10 protein-coding genes and 1 pseudogene are annotated in these 14,146 nt (G+C 46.3%); 8 read left to right on the top strand and 3 right to left on the bottom strand.

The genetic code is table 11. From position 1 onward, the window contains the following. Window positions 1-183: 183 nt before the first annotated feature. A complete protein-coding gene (locus DW182_RS07630) occupies window positions 184-2,931 on the bottom strand; it encodes a heparinase II/III family protein (RefSeq protein ID WP_118295184.1) in 2,748 nt (915 codons plus the stop codon). Window positions 2,932-3,093: 162 nt separating this feature from the next. On the opposite strand from DW182_RS07630, the gene nrfH reads away from it, so the two are divergent. Genes nrfH through DW182_RS07605 form a run of 5 tightly spaced genes read left to right on the top strand, consistent with a single transcriptional unit; the run spans window position 3,094 to window position 8,506 of the window. Beyond that, window positions 3,094-3,684 (top strand): cytochrome c nitrite reductase small subunit, encoded by a 591-nt coding sequence (gene nrfH, locus DW182_RS07625; protein ID WP_118295183.1) that lies wholly within the window; start codon window positions 3,094-3,096, stop codon window positions 3,682-3,684. 27 nt (window positions 3,685-3,711) lie between these two features. Next, on the top strand, window positions 3,712-5,193 hold the full coding sequence (gene nrfA / locus DW182_RS07620; RefSeq protein ID WP_118295182.1) for an ammonia-forming cytochrome c nitrite reductase: 1,482 nt from the start codon (window positions 3,712-3,714) through the stop codon (window positions 5,191-5,193). 9 nt (window positions 5,194-5,202) lie between these two features. After that, window positions 5,203-6,435 (top strand): cytochrome c biogenesis protein ResB, encoded by a 1,233-nt coding sequence (locus DW182_RS07615; protein WP_118295181.1) that lies wholly within the window; start codon window positions 5,203-5,205, stop codon window positions 6,433-6,435. Next, complete coding sequence (ccsA, locus tag DW182_RS07610; RefSeq protein ID WP_118295180.1) at window positions 6,432-7,217, top strand: cytochrome c biogenesis protein CcsA; 786 nt, start codon at window positions 6,432-6,434, stop codon at window positions 7,215-7,217. The genes DW182_RS07615 and ccsA overlap by 4 nt, the downstream gene beginning before the upstream one ends. Before the next feature lie 14 nt (window positions 7,218-7,231). Then, window positions 7,232-8,506: an alginate export family protein gene (locus DW182_RS07605; RefSeq protein ID WP_118295179.1), complete on the top strand. Its 1,275-nt coding sequence runs from the start codon at window positions 7,232-7,234 to the stop codon at window positions 8,504-8,506. 35 nt (window positions 8,507-8,541) lie between these two features. Here DW182_RS07605 and DW182_RS07600 read toward each other — a convergent pair whose 3' ends face one another. Further along, a complete protein-coding gene (locus tag DW182_RS07600) occupies window positions 8,542-9,231 on the bottom strand; it encodes a Crp/Fnr family transcriptional regulator (protein WP_118295178.1) in 690 nt (229 codons plus the stop codon). Between the two features lie 82 nt (window positions 9,232-9,313). Continuing rightward, entirely contained in the window at window positions 9,314-9,952 is a 639-nt protein-coding gene (locus DW182_RS07595) for a Crp/Fnr family transcriptional regulator (protein ID WP_118295177.1), read from the bottom strand. Between the two features lie 186 nt (window positions 9,953-10,138). Between DW182_RS07595 and hcp the strand changes: the two genes are divergently transcribed. From hcp to DW182_RS07580, 3 genes and pseudogenes are all read left to right on the top strand, one after another. After that, window positions 10,139-11,791 (top strand): hydroxylamine reductase, encoded by a 1,653-nt coding sequence (gene hcp, locus DW182_RS07590; protein WP_199678567.1) that lies wholly within the window; start codon window positions 10,139-10,141, stop codon window positions 11,789-11,791. 97 nt (window positions 11,792-11,888) lie between these two features. Next, a pseudogene (locus DW182_RS22445) lies at window positions 11,889-12,057 on the top strand (AAA family ATPase); the annotation flags it as partial. 584 nt (window positions 12,058-12,641) lie between these two features. Next, window positions 12,642-13,874, top strand: coding sequence for an LruC domain-containing protein (locus DW182_RS07580; RefSeq protein ID WP_118295176.1), 1,233 nt, complete (start codon window positions 12,642-12,644; stop codon window positions 13,872-13,874). Window positions 13,875-14,146 lie beyond the last annotated feature (272 nt).

The raw sequence follows: 14,146 nt of genomic DNA, 5'->3' as shown, positions 1-14,146 counted from the left end.
TCCTTGAGAAACAGCCGTTACTTTAACCCTATTCAGTCGTTACCTCATTCCCATTCAGTCGTTACTTCATCCTTATTCAGTCGTTACCTTATTATGGGTCATTTTACGTTATTGATAATCAGATAGTTGTAAAATGACCCGTGGCGTTAATTTATCTCAACAAAACGACTGAAAATGTATTGCCTATTTCAACTTTGTTGCTTCTGAAACAGCTTTCAGCCTATATGTTTTCTTGTTTAGGCTGACGGTGCAGTCGGCAGATGCTGTATAGTGCCAGGTTCCGTTTTTATATTCCAGTAGTACATTGGCGGGAGTTGCCGACTTGATGATTATGTTAGGAGTACTCAACAAGGTACCGTTGCCCAAGAACAGCGTGCAGTCATTTCCTTGTTTGTTGCCCCATAACGCATAAGTGGCTTGTGCGCTCATGTTTCCGCTGCTGCATGTTTCTTCCGGGCGGTCAGAAGAAAGGATATAGTCGGTACGTCCGTCTTTTTGTCTGACGCATACGCTGACGGCACTATTCTTATTTTTGCTGTTTACTTCGGGGAAGCTGACTTCGGAAATGCAGCCGGGTTCTTTCTGTGACGAGGGCTCGTAGACGGCTACGAACGGACGGTTCCAGGCTTCTCCTTTCTGTCGGGCTACGAAGGTCAGTGTGGGTTGCTCTCTGATGTTATAAGGCATACCCGGAGTGCGGCTCAAGCCTTCCGTCATGGGCGACAGGGCGGTGAAGACTTCCCGTTCGGCCTCTCCCTTCATCCAGAGATTCATGGAGATGTCATCGTTGTCGGGCATGTCGATGGTGAATGTGGCTTTGATGTCTTTATCGGTGGCGGCCGATTTCTTATCATATATATAAGAATAGGCATACAGGTGGGCACCGGCAAAGGCTAACTCTTCCGTGGGTTGCAGGTTCAGGTCCGAGCCGTCGGCGGCGGTCAGGGTTAATGTCTGTCCCAGGTTATGGTAGAAGTAATCGTGCATCTTGTCACCGCCTTGCTCTTTACGGCTGCGGAAGATGTCTACGTAATATCCGGTTTCGGGGCCGGTGGTGACGATACCCATCAGGCGGGTCTGGTCGGCGCGGCTTTCGGGTTCGCGGAAGTAGACATCACTGTAAGTGATGGGTGTGAATGCGCTGCCCGGTTTGGCGGGGGCGGGGAAGCTGGATTTCAGGTCGAAAGAGTGATTGCTCTTCATGACCGGATAACTGGAAATTCCGTCCACGCATACGGTGTTGTGGCTGGGGAACTGGGAATAATATTCCAGATAATCCAGTCCACTATAAAGATAGAGGCCGATGCCTGCATCGGGGCCGAGGACATAGCCTTTTCCGTACAGTTCCATAGATATGCCGTTGGCGTGCATGTGGTTACCTTCGCTTGCATTCAGAGAAATCATCAGGCTGTAGCGGGGATTCATGCCGTTGCGCTGCACCAGCCAGGAGACGTTGGGGGCATAGAAGAGGGGAGAAACGTAATCTTCTATCTTTCCGGCTTCTATGGCGGGGTTCAGCTCCAGCGGTTTGTCGTCAAAGAAGGAGTTGACGGAGACGCGTACATCCTTTTTCATCCCTGTCTCCTGTCCGGCATTGGGGTTGAAGCATTTCAGCATGGCGGTGAAGTAGTCTTCCTGCTCCTTCTTACCATTATGTTGCGCATTCTGTATCAGGCGGGAGATGGGGGCGGTGTTCAAATAACCCGGGTGGGTGTCACCGAAGCCACATAACATCCGGTTGGGGAAGAGATACTGCGGGGTGGCGGACACGGCTTTGGAAATGACGGGCAATGCCTTTACTAAATCAAAGTTCAGATTGCGGTCGAAGAGGGTGGCGAAGCTGGTATAATCGTTCAGAACGACGTTGCAGTATCCGGGACATTCCGCCCAGATGCCGGTCTGCGGGTCGAAACCATAATCGGCCAACCGTGCCAGGCTCCACTGGCGGATGCTGGAACGGTTGAGTACGTAGTCGATGTAATATTCACGCCCTTTTCCGTCGGGATATTGTTTGTTATCTTCCAATATCATGCCGATATTCATGATGTAGCGTGCCTGCATCAGGTTCCAGTTGTTGTGAGGAACACCGTTTGCGATGATATTGTCCGCCCATTTCTTGAAAGCTTCTGCGTATATATCCATTTTGTCAGTATGCCGGGCATTCAGGTAGTCATACAGGAAATCGTAAAGGGGAACGATATCATAAAGAATATCTTCGTGAATAACCTCGAAAGAACTCATTCCTACCAGCGTCTGCTGGTGGCCGTGGTTGAGGTCGATGGGAACATTCCGGTAATAGATGCCGGTCATATAGGTATCGAATACTCCGGCGGCGAGTTTTGCATATCTTTCTTCTCCGGTCAGCCAATAGAGGAAGGCGGCGTCACGGGCGATACCCATGATTTCGCGGTTCAGATTCTCTATGTTCCGTCCGGTCTTGGAGGGGTGTACGCTTTCCATCGGACGTCCGGGCAAGGCGTTGTTGCAGAAGGTGACGTTGCCGTCGGTGTCATCGTAGGGTACGACGTCTTCCAGTCGCGGGCGTCCGTGGGTGGCGAAGGTGCCGCGCGTACCTGTATATCTTACGGTGGGTGCCGGGGCTTTTTCCCCTCCGGCATGGTCGAAGGTTTCACCTTTTATATATACGTCCGTGGCATGCGATTGCCAGTACATGGCAAGGCGGGAGAGCAACCAGTCCGGTTGGGCGTCTGTCAGGTTGGCGTAGATGTCCGTTCGTCTTTTCAACTTTTCAAATACATCTTTTGCCCAGGCTTCCGTCTTTATCAGATGGAGGGTTTCGCTTTTGCCTTTGGCATCCGTCAGATAGCGCGGGTGGCTGTCCGGTAACTGTTGTTGAAAGGTGATATGGCCTTTCTGCGCCTGCAATATTCCTGAAATGAAAAGGCATATCAATAAACTTACTACTCTCATATTCTATAATTACATTAAGTGTTTATTGAAGATATACGGATGAGACTTAACTTTTACTCAATGGAACTATGTAAAGATAGCGCAAGACACTAATAAAATAGTAATCTTTATTACACTTTTTATAAAATAAAGCCGCTACTTTTGTGAAAAATACTTTTTCCTATGAAGAAATTGTCATTTATAAACAGGTTTTTACCTTCGTACAAATGGAAAGTGGCTGCGATTGTCATCTGTGGCATTGTTGTGGGCGGGGGAGGCTTGTTCATGTATCTGCTGCGGGCGCATACCTATCTGGGGGATGATCCGTCGGCATGCGTGAACTGCCACATCATGGCACCTTATTATGCCACTTGGTTTCACAGCTCGCATAGTCGTGATGCCACTTGTAATGACTGTCACGTTCCCCATGAGAATGCCGTCAAGAAATGGACGTTCAAGGGGATGGACGGTATGAAGCACGTGGCGGCTTTTCTCACCAAGAGTGAGCCGCAGGTTATCAAGGCTCATGCGGCCAGTTCGGAGGTAATCATGAACAACTGCATCCGCTGCCATACGGAGCTGAACACGGAGTTCGTGAAGACCGGGAAAATAGATTATATGATGTCTCAGGTGGGAGAGGGCAAGGCTTGCTGGGACTGCCACCGTGACGTGCCGCATGGTGGAAAGAACTCATTGTCGGCTACGCCTAATGCGTTGGTTCCCTATCCTGAGTCGCCCGTGCCGGAGTGGCTGCAAAAGATGCTGAAGAAATAATGAAAATGAAATAAAATCAATATACGTATGGAAAAGAAATTGAAATCATGGCAAGGCTGGCTGCTGTTCGGCGGTTCGATGGTGGTCGTGTTTGTATTAGGATTATGTGTTTCCGCACTGACAGAGCGACGGGCGGAACTGGCAAGCGTGTTCAATAACCGCAAGACCGTAATTACAGGCATCGAAGCCCGTAATGAAGTCTTTAAGGATGATTTCCCTCGTGAATATCAGACCTGGACGGAGACGGCAAAGACTGATTTCCAAAGCGAGTTCAACGGAAACATCGCCGTTGATGTGTTGGAGCAACGTCCCGAAATGGTGGTTTTGTGGGCGGGATATGCTTTCTCTAAAGATTATTCCACTCCCCGCGGACACATGCATGCGATTGAAGACATCACGGCAAGCCTCCGTACGGGTGCGCCTGCCACGGCGGAAGACGGTCCGCAACCTTCTACTTGTTGGACGTGCAAGAGTCCGGATGTTCCCCGCATGATGGAAGCCGTTGGTGTGGATGCTTTCTATAATAATAAGTGGGGCGCTATGGGTTCTGAAATAGTGAATCCTATCGGATGTGCCGATTGCCACGAACCGGAGAATATGAATCTGCATATCAGCCGTCCGGCTTTGATCGAGGCTTTCGCACGCCAGGGAAGGGACATCACGAAAGCTACTCCGCAGGAGATGCGCTCACTGGTATGTGCGCAGTGCCATGTGGAATATTATTTCAAGGGGGATGGCAAGTATCTGACTTTCCCTTGGGATAAGGGCTTTACGGTGGAAGATATGGAGGCTTATTATGATAATGAAGGCTTCTACGATTATATTCATAAACTGAGCCGCGCACCGATACTGAAAGCACAGCATCCCGATTATGAAATTGCCCAGATGGGTATTCATGGGCAGAGAGGCGTTTCTTGTGCCGATTGCCACATGCCCTATAAAAGTGAGGGTGGCGTGAAGTTCAGCGACCATCACATACAAAGCCCGTTGGCGATGATTGACCGCACTTGTCAGACTTGCCACCGTGAGAGTGAGGCGACATTGCGTAATAATGTGTACGAGCGTCAGCGTAAGGCTAATGAAATCCGTAATCGCTTGGAGCAGGAACTTGCCAAAGCTCACATCGAGGCTAAGTTTGCATGGGATAAAGGCGCTACGGACGACCAGATGAAGGATGTACTCGCCCTTATCCGTCAGGCTCAGTGGCGTTGGGATTTCGGCGTGGCTTCTCATGGCGGTTCGTTCCATGCTCCGCAAGAGATTCAGCGTATCCTTTCGCACGGACTGGACAAGGCTATGCAGGCTCGTCTGGCTGTATCCAAAGTATTGGCTAAGCATGGTTTTACGGATGATGTGCCGATGCCGGACATTTCAACCAAAGAGAAAGCACAACAATACATTGGTCTCGACATGGATGCGGAAAGAGCTGCTAAAGAGAAATTTCTGAAAACAACTGTACCTGCTTGGCTGGAAAAAGCGAAAGCTAACGGTCGTCTGGCCCAGAAATAAAACAGAGATATGTGGATCAGACCGTGGGGATTTAAAGAAGGATGCCTGATAGGCGCAGGATTGTTGGTGACGGGATGGCTGCTACAGATTACAATCGGTGAAATAGATTGGAGTTTGTTCGCTTACCCGGTGAACATCATTGTATTGATGGTGTATCTGGGCGGGATAGTAGCTATGCATTGCCTGCGCAAGCGTGTTTATTTCTTTGGATGGATGAGTCATTATACGGCGGCAGTGTCTTCCCTCCTGTGGGTGGCAGGCATTACGGTGGTGATGGGACTCATTCGCCAAGCACCTTCCGGTCATCCGGCGGATGTGTTAGGTTTCTCGCGGATGCTTTCGGCATGGCCTTTTGTATTGCTCTATATATGGTTGGTGACGGTGTTGGGACTGACTACGCTCCGTGCAGGATTTCCTTTCAGGTGGAAGAAGCTTTCTTTTCTGCTGAATCATGCTGGGCTGTTCATCGCTTTGGTTACGGCCACGTTAGGCAACGCCGATATGCACAGGTTGCGGATGACTACCCGTATAGACAATGCCGAGTGGCGGGCAATCGACGAACACGGCAAGCTAATCGAACTTCCGCTTGCCATCGAGTTGAAAGACTTCACAATTGACGAATATCCTCCGAAACTGATGTTGATTGACAACGAAACAGGACGCACATTACCCGAAAAAACACCTGAACATTTGTTGCTCGAAGAAGGTGTGACGGACGGGCAGTTAGCTGACTGGTTGATATCCATCCGACAGACTATCCCGTGGGCGGCCTCCGTTGCTACGGAAGATACATTGAAATTTACCGAATTCCATTCCGTAGGTGCCACGTATGCCGTTTACCTGCAAGCTCTGAACAAGAAGACGAAAGCTGCGAAAGAAGGTTGGGTGAGTTGCGGCAGTTTCATTTTCCCTTATAAAGCATTGCGTCTCGACTCACTGACAAGCCTTATCATGCCGGAGCGTGAGCCGCAACGCTTTGCATCGACAGTGAAAGTCTATACGGAAGACGGCAAGCAAGTGGAAGATACGATTGCAGTGAACCACCCCCTGAATGTGGCGGGATGGAATATCTACCAATTGAGTTATGATGACACGAAGGGACGTTGGAGTGACATCAGTGTATTTGAGTTGGTTCGCGACCCGTGGTTGCCGGCTGTTTACACAGGTATCGTTATGATGATGCTTGGCGCTGTCTGTCTGTTTATTAACGCACAAAAGAGAAAAGAGGAGGACACTGAATGACGTGGGATTATTTTGTACCGTTTGCCATTGCTGCCCTGCACTTCTGGGGCTTCGGCGCTTTTGCCGCCTGGCGGGGGAGGAAACCGGCGATAGTAGGCGGGCTTACTCTGATAGGACTTGCCATCTTCTTCTGCTTCATTGTGGGTATGTGGATTTCACTGGAACGCCCACCTATGCGGACGATGGGGGAGACCCGCCTGTGGTATTCTTTCTTCCTCCCGCTGGCCGGACTTATCACGTACACTCGCTGGAGGTATAAGTGGATACTTAGTTTCAGCTTCATCCTGTCGCTGGTATTTATCTGCATCAATATCTTCAAACCGGAGATACACAACAAAACCCTGATGCCTGCTTTGCAAAGTCCGTGGTTTACGCCGCATGTCATTGTGTATATGTTTGCTTATGCCATGTTGGGAGCGGCCGCGGTGATGGCCATCTATCTGCTATGGTTCAAGAAGAAACCGATTGAGAGCCGGGAAATGGACTTGTGCGATAACCTGACTTACGTAGGTCTGGCATTTATGACATTGGGCATGCTTTCGGGGGCTGTGTGGGCTAAGGAGGCTTGGGGACATTACTGGTCGTGGGATCCGAAAGAAACCTGGGCGGCTGCTACCTGGTTCTCTTACCTTATATATGTACATTTCCGTCTTGGCAAACCGCTACTGCATCGCAAGGCTTTAATTCTACTTCTGATATCATTTGTATTACTGCAAATGTGCTGGTATGGCATCAACTACCTGCCTTCCGCACAGGGAGCAAGTATTCATACTTATAATTAAAACTGATAATCATCATGAAAACTACTTATTGGGCAATGCTTCTCATGCTTTTACCAAGCATGGCGTATACGCAAACTACAGAAAAAGAGAATGAATTTTCAATGTCTATCCAAATCAGACCCCGCGCGGAGTATCGTAACGGTGCTTTGGTTCCCCGCAATGAAGGGGAGGAGCCTGCGGGTTTCATCAACAATCGTGCACGTCTCTCTATGGAGTATAAGCGTTCCGACTTGCAGATGAAAATCTCTGCACAGCACGTCGGTGTATGGGGACAAGACCCTCAGATTGACAAGAACGGCCGTTTCATTATGAACGAGGCATGGGCCAAACTGAACTTCGGCGAAGGTTTCTTTGCCCAATTGGGACGTCAAAGCCTTGTTTATGATGACGAACGTATTTTGGGTGGATTGGACTGGAACATAGCCGGACGCTACCATGATGCATTGAAACTGGGGTATGCCAACAAAAATAACCAATTGCACCTTATCCTTGCTTTCAACCAGAATGATGAGACTAAGATAGGCGGCACCTACTATCAAGCCGGAGCACAGCCCTACAAGAACATGCAAACACTTTGGTATCACTATACGCCCGATCAGGTGCCTTTCGGGGCTTCATTATTGTTCATGAATCTGGGTTTGGAAACAGGAGATGCAGCCACTAAAACGTCCCATACCCGCTATCTGCAAACGATGGGAACTTACCTTACTTATAAAAACAGTGACTGGAACGTAGACGGTGCCTTCTATTATCAGACAGGGAAAAACCAGAAAGCAGTGAAAGTATCCGCTTTCATGGCAAGCTTGCAAGCCGCCTATGCCATTGATAAAACTTGGACAGTAGTGGCAAGTGCAGATTATCTGAGCGGTAGTAACGGCAGCGGCGACAAGTATAAAGCATTCAATCCCCTGTATGGTACGCACCATAAATTCTATGGTGCCATGGATTATTTCTATGCTTCCGACTTTGTATCCGGGTATGCTCCCGGTTTGTTTGACAAGCGTCTGGGCGTTCGTTTCCGTGCTTCCGATAAGGTGGATATGGACCTGAACTACCATCACTTCTCTACAGCAGCAAAGTTATCAGGCTTGAAGAAAGCATTAGGTTCGGAAGTGGATTACCAGATCAACTGGTCGGTGATGAAAGATGTGAAACTCTCTGCCGGATATTCCATCATGCGCGGAACAGAGACTATGGACGTGGTGAAAGGTGGTAATCACAAAAGCTGGCAAGACTGGGGGTGGGTTTCAGTAAATATCAATCCCCGTGTATTGTTTGTAAAGTGGTAAGATAATATGGAAAGAAAGTACGTATAGGAGGTATCTTATACGTACTTTTCTAATAATGCTTCATCCAGAATCCGTACTGTTTTTCCTTCCATTTCTATAATTCCTTCCTTTATCATTTTATTGATTTCCTTCGACAGTGCCGGACGAGTTACGTTCAGATATTCGGCAAGTGTGGCCTGGTTATGTATAATGTTGACCGTCGTAGTATTCTTTTTCCTGTGTTCCAACAGATAGACTACAAAGCGTTCCCGTACAGTTTTCCGTGAAAGTGTTTTCAGGCGCGTTACCGTACAGACATTGCAGTTACCGGTGATACATAGAAAATTGTGTAATATCTTTGGTTCTTCACTGATGAGTTTGAACATAGATTCTTTACTGGCCGTGAGTAGTATTCCATCTTCTATGGCTGTAAAAGTAGCCGGTAGTGTCCCGTCCGAACTGAACAAGTGAGGAGTGGCAAATGCGCGCGCGGCTACGATATACTCAATCATGACTTCATTGCCTAGTCCATCGATGATATCGACCCGCAGTTTTCCTTCCAGCAATACGTATAGTTTTTTGCAAAGGGTTCCCTGGGTAGCTATTATGTCTTTCTTGTTGACTTCATATACTGAGATGTCCAATCTGTCAAGCAATGAATGCTTGATGTTGAGCGGCAAATCCCGGAATAGGGGAATGAGGAACAATTGCTCTTTATATTCATCGGTCAGAGTGATTTTTCTCATTATGTATATTTAGATGCTTGGTTGTGCAAATATAAGAATTATATGCGAATGCCATGCGAAATGAACATAAGAGTTTTTGAGCTTACAGGTATTTCTTTGCATTTTCCTCGTCAATTCTCATCTCTTTTCCTGCTATCAGTATGCACCCTTCGTTGGTTAACTCGGATAAGGCACGTGCCAGTGATGGGCGGGCTACGGCGAGTATGTGCGCGACTTCCTGTTGTGAAGTGAGGGTACCGTGCATCTTTATGTAGTTAAGTAAGCGTGATTTCAGGCTCTGCAAGGCAAACTCATTCAGCTTCTTGGAGAGGAAGAGGCTGCGGTCGGATATCAGTTTCAGGAAGTTTTGCATGACTATCGGATGCTGGTGCATGAATTCCAGGAATGCGTCTTTGTTCAGGATAAGTACTTCGGCCGTTTCCAGGGTTTCGATATTTACCGGGAAACGGTTTTCGGATGCAAAAATGAATGCAGGGGCAAGGAGCTTGGGAGCCCGTAAAGTCTCTATGGTCAGTTGCTTTCCTTCGGCACTGACCATCTGTGTGCGGACGGTTCCGTTGCACAGGATGTAGAGTGAACGGTATATGTCTCCTTGCAAGGCTATGAAATCTCCCGGTTTATAAGATTTAAGAATATGTTGGTGAGAGAGGACGAACCGTAATAACGTCTCCTCTGTTGTACCTTGAAACAATGGCATCTGCAATAATACATGTGGTTCCATTCTTTTTAAGTTTTTTGTGATTGGATGTAACATAGGTGACAATTTATCTGTCGCAAACGCTCCATCTTTGCACAAAGATAATGCAAATCGAATGCAGAACTTTCATGCTTGCATGAAAAAGTTATGCTGAGATGCCGCTTATCTTCTTTAGAGATTATTTTATAACTAAATAAAAAGAATATGATGATGGAAGCTAAAATGTTTTGTTACCAATGTCAGGAAACCATGAAAGGAACTGGTTGCATCCTGAAAGGTGTGTGTGGAAAAGAAAGTCATACGGCAAAGGCAATGGATTTGCTGATGTTTGTGGTGCGTGGTGTATCGGTACTTGCTGACGAACTGAGGAATGCCGGACATGCTGTATCTCCTGAGGTGAATAGTTTCGTTGTAGATTCTTTGTTCTGTACTATTACGAATGCGAACTTCGATGATGAAAGTATTCTCCGCAGGGTTGATAAAGGGTTGGAATTGCGCAATCGGTTGATGGAAGAAGCTGGAACTAAGGGGATTTCCCTACCGTCAATTGACGAACTGCAATGGCGGGGTGACCGTGAAGAATATGCTTCTAAGGCAGAGATGGTTGGTGTGTTGCGTGAGCCGGACGTAGACCTACGCTCTCTGAAAGAGTTGATGACTTATGGATTAAAAGGTATGGCTGCTTATCTGGAACATGCTATGCGCCTGGGTTATGATGATGCCTCTATTCACACTTTTATGCAACATGCTTTGGCAGCCAGCGCTGCAAAGTCACCCTCAGCAGACGAATGGGTGAAGATGGTGCTACAAACCGGAGAATATGGCGTGAAGACCATGGCTCTGCTGGATAAGGCGAACACCAGCCGTTACGGTAATCCAGAGATTACTAAAGTAAATATCGGAGTAGGGAAGCGTCCGGGCATCCTGATAAGTGGACACGACCTGAAAGACATGGAAGAGTTGTTGAAACAAACCGAAGGAACGGGTGTAGATGTATATACGCATAGCGAAATGCTTCCTGCCCACTATTATCCAGCTTTCAAGAAATACGCTCACTTTGTGGGTAACTATGGAAATGCCTGGTGGAAACAACGTGAAGAGTTCACTACTTTTAATGGCCCTATCTTGTTCACTACGAACTGTATTGTTCCCCCGTTGGCAAATGCTGAATATAAAGAACGTATGTTCACTACGAATTCCACCGGTTATCCCGGTTGTAAATACATTCAGGCAGATGCGGAAGGCAGAAAAGACTTCTCTGAGATTATCGAAATAGCTAAGCGATGCCAGCCGCCCACGGAAATAGAACATGGTGAGATTATCGGTGGCTTTGCCCACAATCAGGTGTTGCAACTGGCGGACAAAGTGGTGGATGCCGTGAAGAGTGGCGCTATCCGTAAGTTTGTTGTGATGGCTGGATGTGACGGTCGTATGAAGAGCCGTGACTATTATACGGAGTTTGCCAAGGCATTACCCAAAGATACGGTTATTCTGACCGCCGGTTGTGCCAAGTATCGTTATAATAAATTGCCTTTGGGCGACATTAATGGCATTCCTCGTGTGCTGGATGCCGGACAGTGTAACGACAGTTACTCTTTGGCAGTCATCGCAATGAAATTGAAGGAGGTGTTCGAACTGAACGATATTAATGAACTTCCTATTGTATATAACATTGCCTGGTACGAACAAAAGGCGGTCATTGTGCTGTTGGCACTGTTGAGCCTGGGCGTGAAGAAGATTCATGTAGGACCTACGTTGCCGGCATTCCTGTCGCCTAATGTGGCGAAGGTATTGATTGATACTTTCCAGTTGGGCACCGTCAGTGATGTGGAGGATGATTTGAAAATATTCCAGTTATCATAAGTGTTAAAAAAAACTCCGGTGTAGCGATAGCGATGCCGGAGTTTTTTATATCCGTTAGTTACAACAACTTTCCTTCGGTTTCTTTTGTTCCTTCGGCAAGAATGATGTACGGGAGATATTCCAATATTATAAGGATGCCAGGTAACTAACGGGAGACATTGAGGCGATGATTACGGAAATGAAGCCGTGGGTATGGCAACTATTGTTTTGCTAAAGAAAGTCTGGGGCGTGATTCGAAGATGTTCAACTGTGATATGGTGTTTTATTATTTATGCGAATCAGTAGTTGAATTTAACTCCTTCTTGAGCGGATATGAACAAAATGTGATAAGGTGGTAGGGTGATAAAGTGATAGCGGGAGAACGCTCTGTGATATATAGTGCAACCACTTTATCACCTTACCGCCTTATTACTCCTTTTCCTCCTTTCTTCTCCGTTATGAATCAGTTTCAACTCCTGATTCGCATTATTTGCGAAACTATATGAACTTAGGAAAAGCACCTGAGCAAATGATTGACCCCAATACCCGTACCGATTACAACAAGATGAAGAAACTCATCCAAAGAGTTTCTTCATCGTACTGACTTTATTTCTACTTTTTTTAAGATTCGTTTGCCCGTATGTGAAAATAAGTGCATCTTTGTACGTCGTTACCGTCGTAACTTGGTAAGTAACCTCAATTTTATAGCTAAAGATTAAACTACTGGTTTGCATTTTGTGCTTCCCGAGAGTAATAAATAGGGGATATAAATCCGCCTCAATAAATTCAAGTATATGAACCAACTTTAAAAAGGAAAGATAATGGCAAACGAAATTAAATATTAAAAACATTATTAAAGAAAGAACGCAACATGAAAAGAAAATCGATTTTCACCTTGTTCTTATTGCTAAGCACGTCAATCTTCACATCATGCGAAAAAAGTGCGTATGATGCAGACAAACAACCGCAAAAAGAAAAAACAGTAGCCGACCTGGTCGTCCCGAACGGGTTTGACTGGAAAATGACTAAAAATGCACAATGCAAAATCACGGCTCAAAGTGTATCGGATGTTTTAGTATACTCCGACCGCGAATGCACCGAAAATGCAATGCTGGCAACTCTACAGACAAACGACGGAATCTTAACAATTCCTCTGAGCCTGCCTGCCAATTCTAAAGAAGCTTACCTGCAATACGAAACGGTAAATGGTAAGAAAACAGTTCTGGCAGCTACTGCCGACAAGGACAATATCGTTCATTTCACGCTCCCCAAGGACAGTAAACCGAGTCCTGAGACAAGGGCGGGAAACAGAAATGGAGGAGAAGGTCAAATCTGGTATCCTAATGATGGATGGGGTACTGTCATGTTCGAAGATATGTTTCCGAGTTTAGGGGATTACGATTTTAATGATTTTGTCCTTGGCTATAAGGTACAAATTCCATTCTATCACGGTGAAGAAGTTGAGAGTGCGATTGATGCCATACAGTTTGGTATTGAGTTGAGGGCTATGGGAGGCTCTTATCCTTATGCTCCGTGCGTAAGATTGAAGAATATTAAAGCAAAAGATATTGGCGAAATTGAAGTATATCAGGGTTTTGATACATCCATTACAACTATAGATTGGTTCGCCGGTCCTAGTGGCGAAGTAATTATGGACTTCCGTAAATTGGTTACGGTAGTTTCAAAGCCTTCCGGTAGTACCTTCTTTAATACAGAAAAAGAATATCTTGTTACGGAACTTCCGCATTTGAATATCAATATATACATGAATAACGAGGTAGATGTAAATTCAGCTGACTTTGAAAGTTTCGACTTTTATCTGGCAAAAGCCAATCAGGGTACTGAAATCCATCTGGGAGGATACAATCCGGTATACGATACATATCCCAGTGATAATTCAGGTTTGGGAAAGGATTATTATTATGACAAAAAAGGCTTGATTTGGGGCTTGAGTGTTCCGGCTCCGATAGCCCATGTCGTTGAAAAGGGTAATTTCCTCGATGCTTACAAAGACTTTGCAGCTTGGGCGATGAGTGGCGGTCAGGATAAAACAGATTGGTATAACGGAGAGAAGAATAACGAACTCTTGATAAAAACTCAATAAAATTAAGACCGGTTTTTAGATGAGAACGGCATATATCCTGTAGGGTGACTGAGGGATATGTGCCGTTCGTTATTTTAGATTTACAACTTCCACCCCAATGTCTTTTCCTGTATATTCCATAGCTTGGCGTATAGCCCCTTGTTATCGAGTAGTTCCTGATGCTTACTTTGTTCGGCAATGCGCCCTTCCTCCAATACTATGATGTTATCTGCATTCTTGATGTAACCATTCTATTTTCCGCCTTGACATAAGTTGTTAGCTGCCATATCTTT

Origin of the sequence: Bacteroides sp. AM16-24, from assembly GCF_003471885.1 — a bacterium.
Taxonomy (GTDB): Bacteria; Bacteroidota; Bacteroidia; order Bacteroidales; family Bacteroidaceae; genus Bacteroides.
This window is presented reverse-complemented; position numbering and strand designations above follow the sequence as displayed.

Coding starts and splice junctions, on each gene's coding strand:
- DW182_RS07580 (WP_118295176.1), top strand. CDS start 12,642: ATGAAAAGAAAATCGATTTTCACCTTGTTCTTATTGCTAAGCACGTCA.
- ccsA (WP_118295180.1), top strand. CDS start 6,432: ATGACGTGGGATTATTTTGTACCGTTTGCCATTGCTGCCCTGCACTTC.
- nrfH (WP_118295183.1), top strand. CDS start 3,094: ATGAAGAAATTGTCATTTATAAACAGGTTTTTACCTTCGTACAAATGG.
- DW182_RS07600 (WP_118295178.1), bottom strand. CDS start 9,231: ATGAGAAAAATCACTCTGACCGATGAATATAAAGAGCAATTGTTCCTC.
- DW182_RS07630 (WP_118295184.1), bottom strand. CDS start 2,931: ATGAGAGTAGTAAGTTTATTGATATGCCTTTTCATTTCAGGAATATTG.
- nrfA (WP_118295182.1), top strand. CDS start 3,712: ATGGAAAAGAAATTGAAATCATGGCAAGGCTGGCTGCTGTTCGGCGGT.
- DW182_RS07605 (WP_118295179.1), top strand. CDS start 7,232: ATGAAAACTACTTATTGGGCAATGCTTCTCATGCTTTTACCAAGCATG.
- hcp (WP_199678567.1), top strand. CDS start 10,139: ATGGAAGCTAAAATGTTTTGTTACCAATGTCAGGAAACCATGAAAGGA.
- DW182_RS07595 (WP_118295177.1), bottom strand. CDS start 9,952: ATGGAACCACATGTATTATTGCAGATGCCATTGTTTCAAGGTACAACA.
- DW182_RS07615 (WP_118295181.1), top strand. CDS start 5,203: ATGTGGATCAGACCGTGGGGATTTAAAGAAGGATGCCTGATAGGCGCA.